The organism is Streptomyces yatensis, assembly GCF_018069625.1.
In the GTDB taxonomy this organism is placed as follows: domain Bacteria; phylum Actinomycetota; class Actinomycetes; order Streptomycetales; family Streptomycetaceae; genus Streptomyces; species Streptomyces yatensis.
The window spans coordinates 10,068,132-10,088,484 of the sequence record NZ_CP072941.1 but is presented as its reverse complement, the minus strand read 5'-3'; the positions used below and the strand labels follow the sequence as shown (position 1 = coordinate 10,088,484).

The 20,353-nt window shown below is 71.1% G+C and carries 20 protein-coding genes and 1 pseudogene; 13 read left to right on the top strand and 8 right to left on the bottom strand.

What is annotated here, in order from left to right:
* The first annotated feature begins 18 nt into the window (after positions 1-18).
* The 5 genes from J8403_RS42050 to J8403_RS42030 are packed head-to-tail and all read left to right on the top strand — an operon-like array spanning position 19 to position 5,557.
* Positions 19-645: a hypothetical protein gene (locus J8403_RS42050; protein ID WP_211127802.1), complete on the top strand. Its 627-nt coding sequence runs from the start codon at positions 19-21 to the stop codon at positions 643-645.
* Positions 645-1,349, top strand: a complete 705-nt coding sequence (locus tag J8403_RS42045) for an ABC transporter ATP-binding protein (protein ID WP_211127801.1) — start codon at positions 645-647, stop codon at positions 1,347-1,349. Before J8403_RS42050 ends, J8403_RS42045 begins: the two co-directional genes overlap by 1 nt.
* Positions 1,346-2,101 (top strand): ABC transporter ATP-binding protein, encoded by a 756-nt coding sequence (locus tag J8403_RS42040; RefSeq protein WP_211127800.1) that lies wholly within the window; start codon positions 1,346-1,348, stop codon positions 2,099-2,101. Before J8403_RS42045 ends, J8403_RS42040 begins: the two co-directional genes overlap by 4 nt.
* Positions 2,098-4,758: an ABC transporter permease gene (locus tag J8403_RS42035; protein WP_211127799.1), complete on the top strand. Its 2,661-nt coding sequence runs from the start codon at positions 2,098-2,100 to the stop codon at positions 4,756-4,758. The genes J8403_RS42040 and J8403_RS42035 overlap by 4 nt, the downstream gene beginning before the upstream one ends.
* A 52-nt stretch (positions 4,759-4,810) precedes the next feature.
* Complete coding sequence (locus J8403_RS42030) at positions 4,811-5,557, top strand: response regulator transcription factor (protein ID WP_211127798.1); 747 nt, start codon at positions 4,811-4,813, stop codon at positions 5,555-5,557.
* Positions 5,558-5,651: 94 nt separating this feature from the next.
* Here the strand turns inward: J8403_RS42030 and J8403_RS42025 are convergent, their stop codons facing one another.
* Positions 5,652-6,242 (bottom strand): TetR family transcriptional regulator, encoded by a 591-nt coding sequence (locus J8403_RS42025; protein ID WP_211127797.1) that lies wholly within the window; start codon positions 6,240-6,242, stop codon positions 5,652-5,654.
* A 124-nt stretch (positions 6,243-6,366) separates the two neighbouring features.
* On the opposite strand from J8403_RS42025, the gene J8403_RS42020 reads away from it, so the two are divergent.
* Positions 6,367-7,278, top strand: a complete 912-nt coding sequence (locus J8403_RS42020) for an SDR family oxidoreductase (protein ID WP_211127796.1) — start codon at positions 6,367-6,369, stop codon at positions 7,276-7,278.
* 26 nt (positions 7,279-7,304) lie between these two features.
* Here J8403_RS42020 and J8403_RS42015 read toward each other — a convergent pair whose 3' ends face one another.
* The 3 genes from J8403_RS42015 to J8403_RS42005 all read right to left on the bottom strand — a co-directional run bounded on the left by J8403_RS42015 (position 7,305) and on the right by J8403_RS42005 (position 8,615).
* Positions 7,305-7,595 (bottom strand): hypothetical protein, encoded by a 291-nt coding sequence (locus tag J8403_RS42015; protein WP_014057923.1) that lies wholly within the window; start codon positions 7,593-7,595, stop codon positions 7,305-7,307.
* Positions 7,592-7,876, bottom strand: coding sequence for a hypothetical protein (locus tag J8403_RS42010; protein ID WP_211127795.1), 285 nt, complete (start codon positions 7,874-7,876; stop codon positions 7,592-7,594). The genes J8403_RS42015 and J8403_RS42010 overlap by 4 nt, the downstream gene beginning before the upstream one ends.
* A 205-nt stretch (positions 7,877-8,081) precedes the next feature.
* Positions 8,082-8,615, bottom strand: a complete 534-nt coding sequence (locus J8403_RS42005) for an allene oxide cyclase barrel-like domain-containing protein (protein WP_211127794.1) — start codon at positions 8,613-8,615, stop codon at positions 8,082-8,084.
* A 532-nt stretch (positions 8,616-9,147) separates the two neighbouring features.
* Here J8403_RS42005 and J8403_RS42000 point away from each other — a divergent pair.
* Together J8403_RS42000 and J8403_RS41995 are read left to right on the top strand one after the other, a co-directional pair.
* Positions 9,148-9,834: a DUF998 domain-containing protein gene (locus tag J8403_RS42000; RefSeq protein WP_211127793.1), complete on the top strand. Its 687-nt coding sequence runs from the start codon at positions 9,148-9,150 to the stop codon at positions 9,832-9,834.
* 112 nt (positions 9,835-9,946) lie between these two features.
* On the top strand, positions 9,947-10,993 hold the full coding sequence (locus J8403_RS41995; RefSeq protein ID WP_211127792.1) for an amidohydrolase family protein: 1,047 nt from the start codon (positions 9,947-9,949) through the stop codon (positions 10,991-10,993).
* Between the two features lie 40 nt (positions 10,994-11,033).
* Here J8403_RS41995 and J8403_RS41990 read toward each other — a convergent pair.
* Positions 11,034-11,587, bottom strand: a pseudogene (locus J8403_RS41990) (methyltransferase domain-containing protein).
* 77 nt (positions 11,588-11,664) lie between these two features.
* On the opposite strand from J8403_RS41990, the gene J8403_RS41985 reads away from it, so the two are divergent.
* Entirely contained in the window at positions 11,665-12,054 is a 390-nt protein-coding gene (locus tag J8403_RS41985) for a cupin domain-containing protein (RefSeq protein ID WP_211127791.1), read from the top strand.
* A 32-nt stretch (positions 12,055-12,086) separates the two neighbouring features.
* Here J8403_RS41985 and J8403_RS41980 read toward each other — a convergent pair whose 3' ends face one another.
* Both J8403_RS41980 and J8403_RS41975 read right to left on the bottom strand, forming a co-directional pair.
* Positions 12,087-12,854: a PIG-L family deacetylase gene (locus tag J8403_RS41980; RefSeq protein WP_211127790.1), complete on the bottom strand. Its 768-nt coding sequence runs from the start codon at positions 12,852-12,854 to the stop codon at positions 12,087-12,089.
* Between the two features lie 7 nt (positions 12,855-12,861).
* Positions 12,862-14,463 (bottom strand): WD40 repeat domain-containing protein, encoded by a 1,602-nt coding sequence (locus tag J8403_RS41975; protein ID WP_281428001.1) that lies wholly within the window; start codon positions 14,461-14,463, stop codon positions 12,862-12,864.
* Between the two features lie 468 nt (positions 14,464-14,931).
* Here J8403_RS41975 and J8403_RS41970 point away from each other — a divergent pair, with 468 nt between their 5' ends.
* Positions 14,932-15,162 carry a hypothetical protein gene (locus J8403_RS41970; protein WP_211127788.1) on the top strand — a complete coding sequence of 77 codons (231 nt, stop codon included), beginning with the start codon at positions 14,932-14,934 and terminating at the stop codon, positions 15,160-15,162.
* A gap of 28 nt (positions 15,163-15,190) precedes the next feature.
* Here J8403_RS41970 and J8403_RS41965 read toward each other — a convergent pair whose 3' ends face one another.
* Positions 15,191-15,811: a TetR/AcrR family transcriptional regulator gene (locus J8403_RS41965; RefSeq protein ID WP_093469995.1), complete on the bottom strand. Its 621-nt coding sequence runs from the start codon at positions 15,809-15,811 to the stop codon at positions 15,191-15,193.
* A gap of 239 nt (positions 15,812-16,050) precedes the next feature.
* On the opposite strand from J8403_RS41965, the gene J8403_RS41960 reads away from it, so the two are divergent.
* The 3 genes from J8403_RS41960 to J8403_RS41950 all read left to right on the top strand — a co-directional run bounded on the left by J8403_RS41960 (position 16,051) and on the right by J8403_RS41950 (position 20,300).
* Positions 16,051-16,923 (top strand): SDR family NAD(P)-dependent oxidoreductase, encoded by an 873-nt coding sequence (locus J8403_RS41960; protein WP_211127787.1) that lies wholly within the window; start codon positions 16,051-16,053, stop codon positions 16,921-16,923.
* Positions 16,920-18,995: an acetate--CoA ligase family protein gene (locus J8403_RS41955; RefSeq protein ID WP_211127786.1), complete on the top strand. Its 2,076-nt coding sequence runs from the start codon at positions 16,920-16,922 to the stop codon at positions 18,993-18,995. Before J8403_RS41960 ends, J8403_RS41955 begins: the two co-directional genes overlap by 4 nt.
* 132 nt (positions 18,996-19,127) lie before the next feature.
* A complete protein-coding gene (locus tag J8403_RS41950) occupies positions 19,128-20,300 on the top strand; it encodes an acyl-CoA dehydrogenase family protein (RefSeq protein ID WP_211127785.1) in 1,173 nt (390 codons plus the stop codon).
* The last annotated feature ends 53 nt before the right edge of the window (positions 20,301-20,353 follow it).

Below are 20,353 nucleotides of genomic sequence, written 5' to 3'. Positions count from 1 at the left end.
GCCTATGTGGAGGACACCATGAACAAGCGGGCCATCCTCGCCCTTCCCGCCGTCGTAGCGCTGACCACCGGGGTGGTCGCCGGCTGCTCCGGCTCCGGCGGGGGCTCCCACAGCGGTTCCAAGGCCCCTTCCGGCTCGTCGTCCACCCAGCGGACCGGCCCGGCCCCCGCCGAGTCCAACCCGCCGGGCGACATCCCCGACGACCAGGTGTACGTCGCCTATCGGCCGCCCGCCGGCGGGTTCACGGTCAAGGTGCCGGAGGGCTGGGCCCGCTCCTCCACCCCCGGGACCACCACCTTCACCGACAAGCTCAACACGGTCGAGGTCGCGCAGAGCTCCACCGGGACCGCGCCCACCGTCCAGTCGGTGAGGGCGGGCATGGTCCCCGCCCTCCGCAAGCAGGCCACGCACTTCGCCCTGGGCGGCGTCACGACCGTCCACCGGAAGGCCGGACAGGCCGTCCGGATCACCTACCGGACGGACTCGGCCCCCAACCAGGTGACGGGCAAGAGCGTGCGGGACTCGGTGGAACGTTACGTGTTCTTCCACAACGGCCGGCAGGTCGTTCTGACGCTGACCGGCCCGACCGGCGCCGACAACGTCGACCCCTGGCGCATCGTCAGCGATTCGCTCCGGTGGCAGTGATGACCACCGCCTCCACAGCAGCCGCACGGACCGACGGGGCGGCCGCCCTCGAGGCCAGGGAGCTCTACCGGTTCTTCCGCACCGGAGAGGAGGAGACCCTCGCGCTGCGCGGGGTGTCCCTCCATGTGCAGCGCGGTGAGACCGTCGCCGTCGTCGGGCCTTCCGGTTCGGGCAAGTCCACTCTGCTGGCGTGCCTGGCCGGGCTGGACGAACCGGCCGGAGGTGATGTCCACGTCGGCGGGGAGCGGATCAGCCACCGCCCCGAGGCCCAGCGGGCCCGGCTGCGCGCCCGCCGCATCGGGGTCCTGCTGCAGTCCGGCAACCTCATCGCCCACCTGGACGTACGGGAGAACATCCGCCTCGCCCAGGCGGCCGCCGGACGGCGCCGTGGCGGTGCGTCCGATATCGCCGCCCTGCTCGACGGGGTGGCCCTGCGCGGCCGGGCCCACGCCCTGCCGCATCAGCTGGCCGGTGGTGAACTGGCCCGTGCGGGGCTGGCCGTCGCCCTGGCCAACGACCCCGATGTGCTCCTCGCCGACGAGCCCACCGGCGAACTGGACGGACGGACCGAACAGCGCGTGCTCGACCTGCTCAAGAGCCGGGCCGACGCCGGCCGCGGCGTTCTGGTCGTCACCCACAACACCGAGGTCGTCGGCTTCGCCGACCGTGTGCTCGTCCTGCGCGACGGAAGGATCCAGCCGTGAACGCCCCCGGCACCGGCACCCCCCTCATCGACACCCTCGTCGACTGCCGCGACGCCGCCCGCACCTACGGCCAGGGCGAGCACGCCGTCGTGGCGGTGCACGGCGCCACCTGCCAGGTGCGGGCCGGCGACCGCATCGCCATCATGGGCCCCTCCGGGTCCGGCAAGTCCACACTGCTGCATCTGATGGCCGGGCTGGAGCGGCCCACCAGCGGGGAGATCGCCTGGCCTGCCCTCGGCCACCCCGCCACGGCCCGGGACATCGGCGTGGTCTTCCAGTCCCCGAGCCTGATCCCGGCCCTCGACGTGATGGAGAACGCCGCGCTGCCGCTGGTGCTGTCGGGCACCTCGGAGTCCGAAGCCCGCCGCCGCGCGCTGTCCGCCCTCGACGCCGTCGGCGTCGCGGACCTCGCCGACAAGCTGCCCGAGGAACTCTCCGGTGGACAGGCGCAACGGGTGGCGGTGGCCCGAGTGCTCGCGCTACGCCCGAGGGTGGTCCTCGCCGACGAACCCACCGGACAGCTCGACCACGCCACCGGACGCCTTGTGGTGGACGTCCTGCTGGACACGGCGGCCGAACTGGGCGCCGCGCTCGTGGTGACCACCCACGATGCCACCGTCGGCGAACGCCTCACCGAGCGCTGGCCCATGCACGAGGGGCGGCTGGCCGCCACGGGTCCCGCTCCCGCCGCCTCCGGACCGCGCACCGCGCCGCGGGCGCGGCCGAACGCGACCCAAGGAGAGACGTCGTGATCATCACCTGGCTGTCCGGGCTCGTCCGGCGCCGCAGTGGCCGGCTCCTCGCCGCCGCGCTCGGCATCTCGCTCGCCGTGGCACTGGTCGCCGCGCTCGGCTCCTTTCTGACCGCCTCCAAATCCACCATGACCGACCGCGCGGTGCGTTCGGTCGCGGTCGACTGGCAGGTCCAGATCCAGCCGGGCGCCAAACCGGCCTCGGTGCTGCACACCGTACGGTCCGCACCCGGCACACACACCGCGCTCCCCGTCGGATTCGCGCACAGCACCGGTTTCCACGCCAAGACCGGCGGATCCACCCAGAGCACCGGCCCGGGGGTCGTGCTCGGCCTGCCACCCGGCTACCGCACCGCCTTCCCCGGCGAGATCCGGCAGCTCACGGGCAGCGCTTCCGGGGTGCTCATCGCCCAGCAGACCGCGGCCAATCTGCATGTCGCCCCCGGGGACACCGTCACCATCGGCCGCCCCGGAGGCGGACCGGCCCATGTGAAGGTGGCCGGAGTGGTCGACCTGCCCCAGGCCGACTCCCTCTTCCAGAAGGTCGGCGCCCCTCCCCAGACCCAGCCCACCGCGCCACCCGACAACGTCATCCTGTTGCCCGCCGCACAGTTCACCAGCACCACGGCGCCCATGAAGGCCGCCGACCCGGCCGCGGTCGCCACACAGATCCATGTCGCCCGGGACGCCCGGCTGCCCGCCGACCCCGCCGCCGCGTACACCGCGGTGACCGGCGCCGCCCACAACACCGAGGCGCGCACCGCCGGCGGCGGGCTGGTCGGCGACAACCTCGGCGCCGCGCTGGACAGCGCCCGCCAGGACGCCCTCTACGCCCAGATCCTCTTCCTCTTCCTCGGCGTGCCCGGGGCAGTGCTGGCCGCACTGCTGACGGCGGCCGTGGCCGGCGCCGGCGCCGGGCGGCGCCGGCGGGAACAGGCCCTGCTGCGCACCCGCGGACTCGGCCTCCGCCAGATCGCCGGCCTCGCCGTGACCGAGGCCACCGCCGTCGGCGTCACCGGCGGGCTGCTGGGCCTCGGCATCGCCGCGGGCGTGGGCCGGGCCGTCTTCGGCACGGCGTCCTTCGGCTCCACTGCCGCCTCCGCGGCCGGCTGGTTCGCGCTGGCCCTGCTGCTGGGGCTGGTCATCGCCGCTGTGGCCGTCCTGGTGCCCGCGGTGCGCGACCTGCGGCAGGGCACCGTCGCCGAGGCCCGCCGGGTGGTGGGCCGGGCCGGCGCCCCGAGCTGGATGAAGTTCTACCCGGACCTGATCCTGCTGGCCGTCTCCTACTTCGTCTTCCGCGCCTCCAGCTCCAACAACTACTCCCTGGTCCTGGCGCCGGAAGGCGTCCCCACCATCTCCGTGTCCTACTGGGCCTTCCTGGGACCGGCCCTGCTCTGGGTCGGCTCCGCCCTGCTGCTGTGGCGGCTGGTCGCGCTCGCCCTCACCCACGGACGCCGCCCACTCGCCCGGCTGGTCCGGCCGCTCACCGGCACTCTGGCCGGAACCACCGCGGCGAGTCTGTCCCGGCAGCGCCGCCCGCTGGCACGGGCCGTCGTCCTGCTCGCGCTGGCCCTCTCCTTCGCCGCGTCCACCGCCTCGTTCAACTCCACCTACCGGCAACAGGCGGAAGTCGACGCCCGGCTCACCAACGGCGCCGATGTGACCGTGACCGAGTCACCGGGTTCCCACGCCGGGCCCAGCGCGGCCAACCCTCTGGCAGCCGTCCCGGGGGTGCGCCACGTTGAACCGCTCCAGCACCGGTTCGCCTACGTCGGAGCGGATCTGCAGGACCTGTACGGGGTTCGGCCGTCCACCATCACCTCCGCCACCTCCCTCCAGAACGCCTACTTCAGCGGTGGCAGCGCCAAGAGCCTGATGTCCAAGCTGGCCGCCCGGCCGGACTCTGTCCTGGTCAGCGAGGAGACCGTCAAGGACTTCCAGCTGGCCCCCGGCGACACGCTCAAGCTGCGGCTGCAAGACGCCCGCACCAAGACGTTCCACACCGTGCCGTTCCACTACGCGGGCATCGTCAAGGAATTCCCCACCGCACCGCGCGACAGCTTCTTTGTCGCCAACGCCGGCTACATCGCCAAGACCACGGGCAGCGACGCGGTCGGGACATTCCTCGTCGACACCGGAGGCGGCAACCAGAAGGCCGTCGCCGCGCGGCTGCGCCACCAGCTCGGCACCAGTGCGAAGGTCACCGACATCACACAGACCCGCTCCGCCGTCGGCTCCAGCCTCACCTCCGTGGACCTGTCCGGGCTCACCCGGATCGAACTCGGCTTCGCTGTCCTGCTGGCAGCCGGCGCGGGCGGCATCGTCCTGGCCCTTGGCCTCGCCGAACGCCGCCGCACCTTCGCCATCGCCACCGTCCTCGGCGCCACCCGCCGACAGCTGAAGGGGCTGGTCTTCAGCGAGGCAGCCGTACTCACCGCGGCGGGGCTGGCCGGGGGCGCGCTCATCGGCTGGGCCCTGACTCAGATGCTCGTCAAGGTGCTCACCGGTGTGTTCGACCCACCACCGGACACCGTGGCCGTGCCCTGGCCGTATCTCGCCCTGACCCTGGCGGCAGCCTTCGCGGCCATCGTCGGCGCTGCCCTGAGCGGCGTCCGCAGATCCACCCGGCCGGCCGTGGAAGAGCTGCGTGAACTCTGACAGCGGACCGTCCGCGCGCCCCAGGACAGCCACCCGCCCTACGCTTCTGAGCATGCGGACGACAGGGGTCAAGGACTCGGTATCCATACTGTTCATCGAGGACGACGAGGTCATCGGGCGGCATGTGGAAGCAGGTCTGCGCTCCCACGGCTACGCCGTGACCTGGACCCGGACCGGCGGCTCCGGCCTGGCCGAGGCCGACCGGAGCCCCATCGACGTCGTCCTCCTCGACCTCGGCCTCCCCGACATGGATGGCATCGACGTGGCCCGGCAGCTGCGCGACGAACACCCCGACGTCCTCATCCTCATCCTGACCGCCCGCAGTGAGGAGATCGACGTCATCGTGGGCCTGGACGCGGGCGCCGACGACTATCTGGTCAAACCCTTCAGCCTGACCGTGCTGCTCGCCCGTCTCCGCGCCCATCTCCGCCGCCGCCCGCCCGCCCCGGCGGGGCCGGGCGAACCGGTCCGGATCGGGGGTCTGACCGTGGACATCGCCGCACGCCGCTGCCTCCTCGGCGATCGGGAGGTCGAACTGCGCCCCAAAGAGTTCGACCTCCTCGCCATCCTGGTCCGGCATCCGGGGGAGGCGGTCTCCCGTGAACTGCTCATGGCGGAGGTGTGGGACGAGAACTGGTTCGGGCCGACCAAGACGCTGGACGTCACCATGTCCTCGCTGCGCCGCCGACTGCAGGTCGCTGCTTCTGCCGCACACGCGCCCGTGGCTCTGCCCGCCCTCACCACCCTGCGGGGACACGGCTACCGGCTCGACCCGCCCGGGCCGCCGGATGGCAACTGACGCCTTGTCAGTGTCCGGGTCACAGATCGCCGTCGTTGCAGGTCGGGGTCGTGTTCCGCAGTGCACTCCGGTGACGTCCCGTCAGGTGCGGGGATCAGTTCGTGGGACGCACCTTCGCCAGTGAAGCGGTCGTGAAAAGGGCGCGCAGGTCGTCGAAGGCGCGGGAGAGATGCGCGTCCAGGCTCTGCGAGGGGTCTTCGATCCAGGCCCCGGCCGCCTGATGAAAGGCGGCCCAGCCGGTCTGAGCGGCCAGGCCGGCCAGCCGGTCGGCGACACCGCGCTGCCGCAGCGCCTCCGCCACGGCTTCGGTGAGCGACGCGGCCTTGGCCAACTCGCGTTCGCGGAGCGCTGGTGTCCTGGCGATGACTTCCAGCCGCGGTTCGGAGAACGGGCGGTTCTCCTCCAGGATCCGTCCGGCTTTCCGGAAGGCGCGGAGCAGTATCTCGAGGGGCCGCAGACCGTCGGGCGCTTCGGCCACGGATTGCGTCAGCTCGGCGCGCAGGTCGGCTTCGCCGTGGAAGAGCACCTCGCGCTTGTCCGGGAAGTGCCGGAAGAACGTGCGCTCGTTGACTCCGGCCCGGGCGGCGATCTCAGCCGTGGTGGTCTGGTCGAACCCCCGCTCCCGGTACAGCTCCAGCGCCGCCTGCTGAAGGCGGCGGCGCGCTTCCAGTCCGCTCCGTGGCACTCCCCGAGCCTATCGCGTCATGTCAGTGACCGACACCACATTGCGCCAGTCACTGGCACTACGCGTAGAGTCAGCGACTGGCGCTACGTAGTGCCAGTCACTGACGTTAAGTGGGAGAGTGTTCATGCATGTCTTCGTCACCGGTGGTTCCGGCCTGACCGGCCCCGCCATCGTCACCGAGCTCGTCGCGGCCGGGCACACCGTCACCGGCCTGGCGCGCTCGGATGCCGCCGCCGCCCGGCTGGCGTCGCTGGGCGCCACCCCGCACCGCGGCTCCCTGGACGACCTCGACAGCCTGCGGAGCGGCGCCGAAGCCGCCGACGGCGTCCTGCACATGGCCTTCGGCGGTGACTTCGCCGACCCCGACGACATGATGCGGCGCGACCGGACCGCGATCGAGACGCTCGGCCGAGCGCTGGCGCACTCGGGCAAGCCGTTCGTCAGCACCTCCGGCACGCTGGTCATGCCCCTCGGCCGGGAGAGCACCGAGCGGGACGAGCCCGACCCGGCCGGGATCGCCGGATTCCGGATCCCGGGCGAGCGCGCTTGCCTGGGCTTCGCCGCCCAGGGAGTGCGCGCGAGCGTGGTCCGGCTCGCCCCCACCGTCCATGGCCCCGGGGACTACGGCTTCATCGGCATGCTCGTCGCCACCGCGCGCAAGACCGGCATGTCGGCCTACGTCGGCGACGGCGGCAACCGGTGGCCCGCGGTGCATCGGCTCGACGCGGCGAGCCTGTTCCGCCTGGCCTTGGAGAAGGCCCCCGCGGGCAGCGTGCTGCACGGGGTGGCCGAAAGCGGCGTCACCTTCAAGAGCATCGCGCGGACGATCGCCCGAGCCCTCGATCTGCCCGCGGTCTCGCTGACCCCGGACGAGGCCGCCGGGCACTTCGTCAGCCCGTTCATGGCCACCGTCTACGGCATCGACGCGCCCGTCTCCAGCTCGTACACCCAGGAGCTGCTCGGCTGGTCACCCACCCACCCGACACTCATCGACGACCTGGAGCACGGAGACTACCTCGTCACGCCGGCGTCCTGACCGCCTCGCGCAGGGCGGACTGGAGGTCAGCGGAACCAGACCAGTACGGGGACGCGGATCTCGCGGAGTTCGGGGAGTACGACGTATTCGAAAACGATCGGCTCCCCGCCGATCTGCAGGCTGTACCGGGCGCCGAGGTCGTCCATCGGGTCGCCGGGCGGCCGCCGGTCGCGGTCGATCGCGCCGCCGACTTCGAGGGCCAGCGCGCTCAGGAAGTTCACCACCTTCTTGGAGAGGTCCGGTGGCATGTCGAGCAGCGTCTGTGCGGGGATCTCCTCGGTCCACACCGCCCAGCCGCGGCGCGGCTGGGCGGTCATCGGCTGATTCCCTCGAGCTGGTCGGCGAGGTCCTCCACGGAGACCAGGCGGGTCCCGGCGGCGGCGTTGGCACGGCTCTCCGCCGCGCCGGGGGCGCTGTCGAGCATGGCCGCCTTCCACCACTTGCGCATGATGCCGGGAACCGTCTCCTCTTCGGCGGCCAGGACCTCGGCGTAGAACTGGGCCCGGTTCGCCCCGGTCAGCGCATCGCCGATGCCGTTGATCGTGTTCGGGATCGCCGGGATCCTGCGGTCGGTGGGGTGTTCGGGCTGTGCGCTCATCTCCGAGTTCCCTTCCCCGCATCGGGTGTGACGTTCCGCGGCCCCAGTCGAGACGCCTTCGCTCGGGCTCGGGTCATTCTCTCGCAGGACGGGTGCCCCATGGGGCTCCGTGGGAGATCAGGGTAGTCGGTGGGGGCGTACGGGAGCGCGGCACCGCGAACGCCGGCACCGCGCCGAAGCGGATGGAGTTCCCGCTGCCGGAGGCTCAGACCACCCCGGATCCAGCGCCGCGGATGAGATGGACGGCGAGCTGTGTTTCGGTATTACTGGTGTTGACGGCATGGATGAAGCCGTGGGCTGTGCGGTAGCGCCCGGTGCCTCCGGTGATGGCCAGGGTGATGTCACCGGGACCCGCACCGGTGATGGCGAACACCCCCTGCACGGTGAGCTGGCCCTCGGACAGCGAAAGGGTGATCTGACACTGCACGTCACTCGTATCCATGGGGTTGGTACGGGTCACCGTGCAGGCCTCGTCGAATCGGCCCACCGTGACGTCGGAACGCAAGAGGTCCCCGCTGACGATGAGTTGGTCCCCTTGGCTGTTCCCGGGAGGGGCCACGTCGACGGAGTTGGTCTGCGTGGGCCTCGCCGTCAGAAGGAAGACTTCTTCACCATGGCGAGGCGGCAGGGGGCCGGTGGTGTCGGCGGCCGGCGCGGCGGCCGCCGCCAGAGGCGCACAGCAAAGGGCAGCCGCCAGACCGGCTGCCGCGCTCAGAACAGAACGTTTGACGTGGGGCATGGTGCTTCTCCCGCGAGGGCATGGGGCGGCCGGTGACCTCGTGCCACCTGAGGTGCCGATTCCCAGGTCAGCATCTGGTGGGTGGCGCGCCACAGCTACTTCAGCTGGGCATCCAGGTGATCACTGGCCGGCGGTCGCAGAAAAAGGCGGGCAGAAAGCCCCTGGGCGCCGCTTCACGAGACGCAACGGAGGAGGTCAGGGCGTCCGGGGCGGCCGCGCGGGGGCGGGCGGGCGAGTTCCGGTTGTAGATATATGCGATTGTGTCGCGCGGAACGCGTGCTTCCGCGCTGCGGCCGTGCCACACTGAGGTTGGCCCTCACCGCATCCCCCGTCGGTGAGGGCCACTTTCGTTTTCCGGCCCCTGGTAGACGGCGATGAAGCATTAATTCCGCTCTGCCCGCACTGCCGTGCCCCTTTCAGACGCGAACGCGGGTAGGGACTCCCCCACCTCGCTCCGGGGGCTTGCCGGAGTGATTGAGGCCGACGCCGCATGATCCGCTGTATGCATCATCGTGCGAAAGAAGGCGGATAGGTGAAGGCTCGAATCGGATATTCCGCTTGGGTGGCGGGTGTGGTGCAGTTCTTCGCGGTCCATTGGTTCGTCGAATCGGCCTGGGCGCGACCGTACAGTTGGGCAAGGAACAACATCAGCGACCTGGGAAACGCTCACTGCGCTCTGCAGTCCGATCCCGAGCCACGCTATGTCTGCTCGCCCGAACACGCCGCGATGAACGCGTCGTTCATCACACTGGGAACGCTGCTCGTCGTCGGCACCGCCCTGACTGGCGCTCTATGGCGCCGAGGCTCCACCTCGGCCGTGACCCGATGTCTGTTGGCCGGTGCCGGCGTCGGTTTTGTGCTGGCCGGGCTGGCGCCCGCTGACGTCCATGAGAACCAGCACGTCCTGGGCGCCCTGCTCATCATGGGAACGGGCAACATCGGTCTTTTTCTGACGGGAACCAGGCTGGCGGAAGATGTTCCGGTTCCCCTGCGCCGGCTGACCACTTTGCTGGGAATCACCGCGCTGACGGCCTTCGGGCTCTTTCTCTCCGGCCACTATCTCGGGCTCGGTATGGGAGGCATGGAGCGGGTCGCGGCCTTTCCTCTTCTGGCGTGGGCGCTGGTGGTCGGCGGCCGTGGTCTGTTCCGCCGGAAGACCCGCCGTACGCCGGGCACCGCGCCGGAAATGCGTAGCGCCCGGGCGCCCCAGGGACAATGAGACATCAGTTGTGGCGCTTGCTCCAACGGCCATTCGGGCAGGGTGCGTTGATCCGAACCGGCTCCCCTAAGATCGCCTGACCGGCCGTACGGATTCGAGGAGGCGCTCGCCAGTGGTATTCCAGGTGCGTGGTGTCGTCCTGCCGGAGCGGGAAGAGCGGTCCTTCTGGATTGACGGGGACCGGCTACGGACCGACCCCGTCCCCGGCGCGGAGCTCGTCGTCGACGGCGGATGGCTGCTGCCCGGCCTGGTCGATGTGCATACGCACCCGGGCACCGAGGACGTCGACGTCCCGTTCAGCGATGACACGCTCCGCCGGCACCTGACCGAGCATCGCGACTCCGGCGTACTGCTGGTCCGGACACCCGGGTCCGCCGCGCGCATACCGAGCTGGGTGGACGAGGAGCCGGAGATGCCTCGGGTGCGCTCAGCCGGACGGTGGCTGGCCACTCCGGGCCGCTTCTTCCCCGGCTTCGGGCGTGATGTGAGTGAAGCGGATCTGGTGCGGGCGGCCGTCGAGGAAGCCAAGGCGTCCTCGGGCTGGTGCAAGGTCATCGCCGACTGGAAGTACGACGAACCGGCGCTGCCCCAGGACGTCCTCACCTCCGTGGTGCACGCCGTACACGCGGTCGGCGGCCGTGTGGCCGCCCACTGCCAGACCGCCGACGGCAGTCGCCGTGCCGTTCAGGCAGGCGTCGACAGCCTGGAGCACGGCATGCACCTGGACCCTGGCCTGATCGATCAGATGGCTTCCCAGGGCACCGCGTTCGTCCCGACGCTGAGCGTCTTCGGCGCCGGAGCCGACCGCAGGCGCGCCCAGGAGCCGAGCGCCCGTCGCGACTGGTGGTTGGCCGGCTGGGAAGGCATGCTGCCGAACGTCAGGGCCGCGTGCGAAGCCGGCGTCACGGTTCTGGCAGGCACTGACAGCTTCCCCTGCGGCAGGGTCACGTCGGAGGTCGAATGGCTGATACGCGCCGGGCTGTCGGCGGAAGCAGCTCTCGGTGCGGCGTCGTGGGCAGCCCGAGCCTGGCTGGGGCTGCCCGGACTGGTCGAGGGAGGCCCCGCCGACCTCGTCGCCTATGACACCGATCCGACTCTCGACAGCTCGGTTCTGGCCCATCCCAGCCGCATCATTCTGCGTGGCCGGGTCATCGCCTGAGGGGCCGGCTGTCAGAGGTGGGCACGGCCCGGAGCGGCGCCTACCGCAGCGCCGGGACCGTTCGTGACACCCGCAGTTCCGTGAGATACCGCTTGGTGACCCGGCCTCCGTACCGCCCCTCGATCAGCCGGGCGATGCACTCCAGCAGCCCCTCCCTGGCCTGCGGCGGCAGCGCCCGGTGGCCGGAGTAGGTCCGCAGCACCGCCAGGTACTCCGCCGTGGTGTACGTCAGGTCCCACGCGTAGCGCCGGAAGCCGACGGGTCCGAAGCGGCCGCTGCGGTCTCGAAGTCCGCCGTCACGATCTCCACCGCTTCGAACCCGGCCAGCTTGCGCCGGGCGACGGCGGCCATGTCCGCGCCCAGTTCGACGGCCGTGATCCGGCAACCGCGCTCGGCGAGCGGCAGGGTCGCCTGGCCGGTGCCCGCCCCCACCTCGAGGACACGACAGCCGGGCCCGGTGCCGGCCACCTCGGCGAGGTCGTCGAACAGCTCGGGCGGATACCCGGGCCTGGCCCGGTTGTACAGCTCCGCGTCCTCGTCGAAGATCCGGCTCAGCTGGACACGGCGCGTTTCATCGGGCCTGTCGTCGCGCATGGCAGCACACTAGGGCCTGACCGGCGCGGATCCGGCACGGATCACCTCCACAAGAGCGGCTGCTAGCGTCCTGCCGTGTGAACGACAGTGTGTACGTGGGCAATGCGGGCAAGGATGCGGCGCTGGACCGGGGGTGGCTCCTCGGACACTTCAAGGACGTCGGCGATCCGCGCCACAGCGAGTCCGTGGAGATCAAATGGGGCGTCCACCCGCGGGGCGACGAGCGAGCGCAGTGGGTGAAGGGCGAGGAACGCACAGCGCTTCTGGTTCTCATCAGCGGACAGTTCCGCGTTGAACTGCCCGGGCGCAGCGTCCTTCTGGAAGAGCAGGGTGATTACGTCGTATGGGGGCGCGGAGTCGACCACTCATGGTTCGCGGAGGAGGAGTCGGTGGTACTGACTGTTCGCTGGCCGTCCGTGCCCGGCTACGCGGTGGCGGAGGGGAGCGGGGCACGACCGCAGAGCTGAGCTTGAAAGAGCGTTCCGGCGGTTGATACCGCTCAACCGCGTGGCGTCAGTCGGGTTTGGGTCGCCGCCGTGCGGGCGAGGTCGCGGCGGATGTACCACTCGGTGGACACCAGTTTCGCCCGCTCGGTTGGCGGGAGTGCCGCAAGCCGGCCCGGCAGCGCTCCCCGCTCCACTTCGGTGCGGTGGGCGAGTACAGCGCCGAGCTTCTGTTCGAGCCAGGGACTGGCATCAACCGTCGCGGTGACCCACTCATCGGGGACGCTGTACATCGCCTTGTCTCCCCGGACCAGGTGTGCGCCCAGCGCCTGCGCGGCCGAGTGTGGGTGCGTGGCCAGGTAGAGGGCGCTCGGCTGCCAGGGCGCGCCGGTGTCCGGGTAGAGCCGGTCCAGCCCGGCGGCCTCGACTGCGAGCGTGGTCACCCGGTGGGTGTGGAGGTGGTCCGGATGGCCGGTCAGCCCGCCATAGGCGTCATGGGTGACGACGATGTCCGGTCGGAACGCCCGGATGTGCGTGACCAGCCGACGCACCGACTCATCGAGCGGCGCGTCGCAGAATCGGACGCCGCCCGGAGCCGAGTGTGGGGCCCGGGCGTCGGCGTAGCCGAGCATCCGTGGCTCACCGGCGCCGAGGATGTGGAGCGCCTCGGCCAGCTCCGCCGCGCGTGGGGTGTCCTCTGCCCAGGTCGCCGTGACGACGGCGGTTCGCGCTCCCGCGGCCGCGTGCTGGGCGAGCACGCCACCCGCCGACAGGGACTCGTCGTCCGGGTGCGCGAACACCGCGAGGAGGCTCGGATGTGGCATCGTCGGGTCACCTTCCGGTGGGAGTGCTGGGATCGGTGGGCTCGGCGGGTTCAAGCGCCGCTTGCGTCCCGGTGGGGTGGGCCTGCGCCTTGGCGATGGCCTGGGAGATGACCTCCTGCGGGGACAGGCCCGTGTGCTCGACCAGCGATCCGAGCAGTACGGCTCCGAGCAGCGCGGAGCTCTGCCCCAGCTGGGTGGCGAGCCCGGTGAACTCGTCCCAGCCCGCGATCATCTGCTCGACATCCCCCGTCTTGGTCGCCCGGACGAAGGTCGCTTCGGCTGCCTCGAGTACATCGCGGTAGAGCTCCGCCGGCGGCTCCTCGCTGGGCGCTCCGCCTCCGGTCGTTCCCCGGTGCACATGGAGCATGGCCGTGCCGACCCGGTGATGGAATTCGAGTCGGCGGGCGTTCATGTCGCTCGGCGCCTCGCGCTCGTACAACCGCGCCGTGCCGTCGCCACTTGCGGTGGCGAGGAGAGTGCCATCAGGTGAGAACGCCACCGACCGCACCCAGTCGGCGTGGCCGGTGAGGGGGGCGCCGACCGGTGTGCGGGCCTGCCGGTCCCATAGTCGCACCGTGTGGTCATCGCCTCCGGTGGCGAGAAGCGCGCCGTCAGGGGAGAACGCCACCGCGTAGAGCCAGCTGACGTGTGCGGTGAGGGGGCCGCCGACCGGAGTACGGGCCTGCGGGTCCCACAACCGCACCGTGCGATCGCCACTCGCGGTGGCGAGGAGGGTCCCATCGGGAGAGAACGCCACCGACCGCACCCAGCCAGTGTGGCCGGTGAAGGGATCGCCGACCGGAGTACGGGTACGTGGGTCCCACAACCGCACCGTCTGGTCGCCGCCTCCGGTGGCGAGGAGCGTCCCGTCGGGAGAGAACGCCACCGCGTGGACCGCGCCGGTATGGCCCGTGAGGGGATCGCCGACCGGGGTACGGGTGCGCGGGTTCCAGAACCGCACGGTGCGGTCACCGCCTGCGGTGGCGAGGAGGGATCCGTCGGGCGAGAACACCACCGACCGGACCGTGCTGGTGTGGCTGGAAAGCGGGTCGCCGACCGGCGTGCGGGTGTGGCGGTCCCACAACCGCACCGTCCGGTCATCGGCTCCGGTGGCAAGAAGCGCTCCATCAGGGGAGAACGCCACCGCGTAGACCGCTCCGGTGTGGCCCATGAGGGGCTCGCCAACGGGCGCGCGGGTGCGCGGATCCCACAACCGCACCGTCCGGTCGCCCCCTCCGGTGGCGAGCAGCGCGCCATCGGGAGAGAACGCCACGGACCGGATGGTGCTGCTGTGACCGGTGAGGACAGCGGATCCCGGGGAGAACGATGCGATTGCGGAGGGCGCAGGTGGATCGTCAAGAGGCTGACCGGGCGGGAGACCGTCTGCCGCCTCCCTCGGCGGTGGCTGGGGTGGCGTCGCCTCGGCCGATGCCGGTGTGGGAGCTTCAGCCGCAGGCGGGTCACCTTCCGCCGGTGCTACTGCGGCCGGTGTTCTGCGGCGTGTCGGCTTCGCGGCGGCGATGGCCGTCCAGCGGATACGCCACGTGTCCAGCTCATGGGACCGGTTTCCGGGCGGCTCGCATTCCGCTCCCCACTCGTCCCATGACATCAGGGTGCGCACCAGCCACATCAGCTTGTCCCGGCTGACGTACCGGCCGCTGAACGCCGCGCTTTGCGTGGAGATCGGTAAGGACGCCTCCAGCCCGAACATGCGCGCCGCGCGTGCCTCGATCGAGCGCAGTGACGGATTGCCTCGCCGCAGGCGCAACTGCGTGAGTTCCGCTGCCTGTTGGCGCAGCAGATCGTCATATGTACCAGTGCTGACCGCCGCCTGGTGCTGCCGCGTCACGTCCACCGTTCCCCACGTTCCCCCACGTGTTGCCGTGGAGAGCCAGGGTAGAGCCCTGGCCACGGAACGGTACCGAACTTGCCGGAACACCGCCGAACGGTCCACGGCACGGGGGAAGCGTTCGACCGAACACGGCTGCCGTTCGGTGGTGTCGACCCGCTGATCAGACTTCTGCGGAGTTGTTCGATCCCTGCAGGTGAGGGCGGCGGGCAGGCTCAGAGTGGGGGCATGACCAGCACTCAGCCGCCGCAACCGGTCCATTCGTCGCCGAACGATTCCGCCCCGGCGGAGCCGTTCCTGTCCGTTCACACCACCGTCGTCCTGCTCACCGCGCTCGTCATCGGCCTCGTCATCGGTGGCCTCACCGCCCTCACCGGCGTGTCCGTGCCCGCCGCCGTGATCGCCGGACTGACCAGTGCGGGCGCCGGCGTTCCCGTTCTGCGCACACTGATCCGGTGATCCCGCGTGGCGCGGTGCCGGGTCCGGCTCAGTGTGCGTCGGCCACCAGCTCCTGGTGGACGAAATCCACCAGCAGTTCGCGCATGGTGCCGATGGTCATGCCGGGCACTCCGGTCAGCACCTGGATCGCCGCGCCGTCGGTGAGCGCGGTCAGCCGCAGTGCGACGACGTGCGGGTCGGCGTCCGCGCGGAAGACTCCCTGCCGCTGGCCGCGCTGCACGATCCGGCGGACGGTCTCCTGCCAGCGTGCGTAGTACTCGTTGTGGGCGGGGCGGAACTCGGGGCGGATGGTGGCCTCGGCCCAGTACTGCAGCCAGATGGCCCACTCGTCCCGGACCTGGCCGACCCGTGGCAGCTGCATGTCGATCAGCTTCAGCAGCCGCTCGTGTGCGTTGTGAACGGCGCGCAGCTGGGTGGACTGGCGCGCGAACGCCCGGTCGACGCAGTACTTGAGGGCCTCTGCCAGTACGTCGTTCTTCCCCGGGAAGTAGTAGTGCACCGTGCCGGTGCTGGTGCCGCAGACCTTGGCGATGTCGGAGATGCGCACGGCGTGGAAGCCACGCTCGGCGATCAGCTGCCACGTGGCGTCGAGGATCCTCGCCCTGCGGTCTTCGTCGGTCCTGGGCTCCGTCTTCGTGCCGGTGCTCACATCGTCTCTCCATTCCTCGGTCCTGGCTCCCCGTCCGCGCCAGGGCTCAGCGTCCGGTCATGGCGCTCAGCGTTCGGTCATTCTGACCGAAGCGTCAACTCCTCGGCAAGTCCCGCGAACACGGTGAACTCCCGTTCTTCCCTGGGAATTTTCTCGCCGTACCCCCTTGACGCCGGTCTCGGTCGGAAGGCTAACTGACGCATCAGTCAAACCTTTGGCTCACAGATCGAGGAGGCTCTGTGCGGACTGATCAACCCGCGCCGCCGGGCAGCGGACTACGGCCGGATGTCCACACCGGCAAGGTCGCCCTGGTGACCGGCGGAGGCACCGGCATCGGCCGGGCCACCGCACTGGACCTGGCCGCCGGCGGAGCGCGCGTCGTGGTCTGCGGGCGCCGCCCGGAGCCCCTGGCGGAGGTCGCCGAGGAGATCGAGGCCCTCGGCGGCTCCTGCGTCACGGTGTCCGCGGACATCCGCGAGGAGGGCGGTGTCACCAGGGTCGTCGACCACGCACTCGAGGCGTTCGGCCGCGTCGATGTCCTGGTCAACAACGCGGGCGGACAGTTCACTGCGCCCGCCGAGGAGATCAGCCCGGGCGGCTGGCGGGCCGTGCACCGGCTCGCCGTCGACGCCACCTGGGCGATGACCCGGGAGGTCGCCCGCCGGGCGATGATTCCACAGCGCTCCGGCGCCGTGTTCTTCATCGCCTTCTCTCCGCGCCGCGGCATACCCGGCTTCGCCCATGCCGCCTCCGCACGGGCCGCGGTGGAGAACCTGGCGGCCGGGCTCAGCCTGGAGTGGAGCCGGTACGGCATCCGCACCGTGTGCGTGGCCCCCGGCACCATCGCCACCGGGGGCCTGGACGACCACTACACACCGGAGGACCGGGAACGCTGGGAGCGGTCGGTGCCGCTGGGCAGACTCGGCCGGCCCGAGGACGTCTCCGGGCTCATCTCCTTCCTCGCCTCCCCCCAGGGCTCCTACGTCACCGGCACCACCGTTGTGGTCGACGGCGGAGCGGACGCCTGGGGCGCCGGGCACCCCGTGCCCGGCCTCGCCACACCGGAACCCGACCTCCCCACGCCGGACTCGTCCCCTAAGGACCACCCATGACCCTCTCCGCCACTGAGCGGCGCGTTCCGGAACGCGATCTCGGACCGCTGTTCTCACCGAACGCGGTCGCCGTCATCGGAGCCAGCAACGACCAGACCAAATGGGGCAACTGGATCAGTGTGCAGGCGCTGCGCATGCGGCAGCGGCGCCCGGTGTACCTGATCAACCGCCGTGGTGAGCCGGTGCTCGGCGAGCGTGCCTACCGCTCCATGGCCGAACTCCCCCAGCGCGCCGACCTCGCGGTGATCGCCGTTCCGGCGGCCGGGTTCGAATCGGCGGTCGAGGACGCGCTCGCCGCCGGGGCACGTGCCATCGTCGGCATCACCGCGGGCTTCGCGGAACTCGGCATCGAGGGCGAGGCGCGGCAGAAGGCGCTGGCCCGGCGGGTGCGCGAGGCGGGTGCCGTGCTGCTGGGCCCCAACTGCCTGGGCGTCCTGGACAGCGGCAGCGAACTGTATCTTTCCTCCAATCCCCTGCCGCCCGGCCCGGTGGGCCTGATCTCGCAGAGCGGCAACATGGCCCTGGAGCTCAGCCGGATCCTGGCCGAGCGGGGGCTCGGCTTCTCCCGCTTCGCCTCCCTCGGCAACCAGGCCGACCTCACCGTCGCCGATCTCATCCGGGCCTACACCGTGCACCCGGAGACGAAGCTGATCGCGGTGTACAGCGAGGACTTCGGCGACGGCCGCGACTTCGTGGGGGCGGCCGCCGAGGCCACCACGATGGGCAAGCCCGTGGTGCTGCTCACTGTCGGCGCCAGCGAGGCGTCCGTACGCGGGGCCAAGTCGCACACCGGGGCGCTGGTCAGCGACAGCTCGGTGATCGACGCGGCCTGCCGGGCCGCCGGGATCGACCGGGTGGCCAGCCCCCGTCAGATGGCCAGCCTGCTGGAGGCGCTGCATCTGTTCGGCGCGGCCCCCGCCCGCAGGGTTGCGGTGCTCGCCGACGGCGGTGGCCATGCCTCGGTCGCCTGTGACCTGGCCGAGCGGTACGGGTTGTCCGTACCGGAGTTCGATTCCGAGCTGTCGCGGCGGCTGCGAGACCATCTGACGCCGTCGGCGGGGGTGGGCAACCCGGTGGACCTCGCGGGCATGGGTGAGCGGGACGTCACCTCCTTCGCCCGGGTGCTGGGCGATCTGCTCGACGCACCGGACACCGACTCGGTCCTGATCACCGGCTACTTCGGCGGCTACGGCGAGTACAGCGCCGCCCTCGCCACCTCCGAGATCGAGACCGCCGCCGAGATGGGCGAGCTGGTACGCGACCGCTGCAAACCGGTGGCCGTTCACACCATGTACCCCTACAGCGACGCCGCCGAGGAACTGCAGCGCCGCGGTGTCCCCGTCTTCCGCGCCATCGAGGAAGCGGCACGCAGCCTCGGGATGCTGGCCCGGCGCACCCCCGCCGACCCCGCGCTGCGGCCCCTGCCCGACCCACTGCCGCCTGTGGCGGACGACGGCTACTGGAGCGCACGGGAGCTGATCCGCGCCGCGGGTGTGCACTTCCCGGCGGCGCGCCTGGTCACGACCGTGGACGAGGCCGTTAAGGCGGCCCGCGAGATCGGCGGCAGGGTCGTGGTCAAGGCGCTCGGCCTGCTGCACAAGTCCGACTCCGGCGGTGTCGCGCTCGGGCTGGAAGGCGATTCGGCGGTCGGCACCGCCGTGGCCGACATGGCCGAGCGGCTGTCTCCACCGGGGTACTGCGTCGAGGCCATGGCGGATCCGCGCGACGGTGTCGAATTGATCGTCGGTGTCCGGCGCGACCCCCGCTTCGGGCCGGTCACCATGCTCGGCCTCGGCGGGGTCACCACCGAGGTGCTGCGCGACGTGGCCTTCGCGCTCGCCCCGCTCACCCCCGGGCAGGCCCGTGAGCTCCTGGGCCGGCTGCGCTCCGCGGCCCTGCTGCACGGCGTGCGTGGCCGCCCCGCCGTCGATCTCGATGCACTCGCCCACACCATCGCCGTCATCACCGAAGTGGCGGCGGCCCATCCGGAGATCTCCGAGCTGGAAGTCAACCCGCTGCTCGCCACTCCGCGCGGATGCCAGGGCCTGGACGCCCGCATCGTCCTGGGCTGACGCCTACACGGCTGACACACACAGCTGACACCCACCGGCTGACACCCACACGCAAGAGCGCTCGCTCGCGCCACATCAACTCGCTCGCGCCACGTCGACGGAAGGCGCGCGCCATCGACAGGAGGAAACACCGTGGAATTCGCCCTCAGCCCCCGTCTGGCCGAACTGAAGCAGCGTGCCGCCAGCCTGACCGGCAAGATCATGCAGTTCGAGGACGAGTGCGAGGCCAACAACGGTCTGCCGCCCGAAGCCCACGCCGTCATCCGCGACGAGGTGCTCGCCCATGGCCTGCAGGCCATCAACATGCCCGCCGACTGGGGCGGCGCGGGCCTCACGATCCTGGAACAGGTCGTCGCCCAGGACGAGTTGGGCAAGCTCACCAACGCCCTGTGGGACGCGGTGTGGCGGCCCGCCAACTGCCTCAGCGCCTGCACTCCCGAGCAGCGCGAGCGCTACCTCGTCCCGGACATCGAGGGCCGCCGCCGCGACGCGGTGGCCATCACCGAGGAACACGCCGGCTCCGACCCCTCCCGGATCCGCACCACGGCCACCCGGGACGGCGACGGCTACATCCTCAACGGCGAGAAGTGGTTTGTGACCGTCGGCGACGCGGCGGACTTCCTCATCGTCCTCGCCTATGTGCGGCCGGACAACGAGCCGACGATGTTCCTCGTCGACAAGGACACCCCCGGCGTCTCCGTCAAGCGCACCCCCCGCTACACCCACACCTTCGTCTACGAACACCCCGAGTTCCTCTTCCAGGACGTCCGGGTCGGCCCGGACGCCGTTCTCGGCAGGATCGGCGAGGGGTACGACCTGACCCGCGACTGGTTCACCGAGGAACGGCTGATGATCGCCGCGCGCACCATCGGCGCCGCCGAGCGCGCGCTGCGGCTGGCCGTCGACTGGGCCAAGGAGCGTGAGCAGGGCGGGGATGTGCTGATGAACCGTCAGCTGATCCAGGGGATGATCGCCGACTCGGTGACCGAGATCGCCACCAACCGCGCCTTCACCCACCAGGTGGCCTGGGAGTTCGACCAGGGTGGCGACCGCAAGACCCTGCACGCCAAGGCCGCCACCGCCAAGCTCGCCGCCTCCGAGGCGTCCAACCGGATCGTCGACCGCTGTGTGCAGATCTTCGGCGGCCGCGGCTATATGCGGGACATGCCGGTCGAGCGGCTGTGGCGGGAGCTGCGGGTGGACCGGATCTGGGAGGGCACCTCCGAGATCCAGCGGCTGGTCATCGCCAACGAGGTCGGCAAGCGCGGCCTGGACGACCTGCTGTCCTTCACCGCCGGGAGCTGACCGGCGCCATCCGGCGGCAGGGGCCGTACGGCCACGCCCACGGCCCCTGCCGC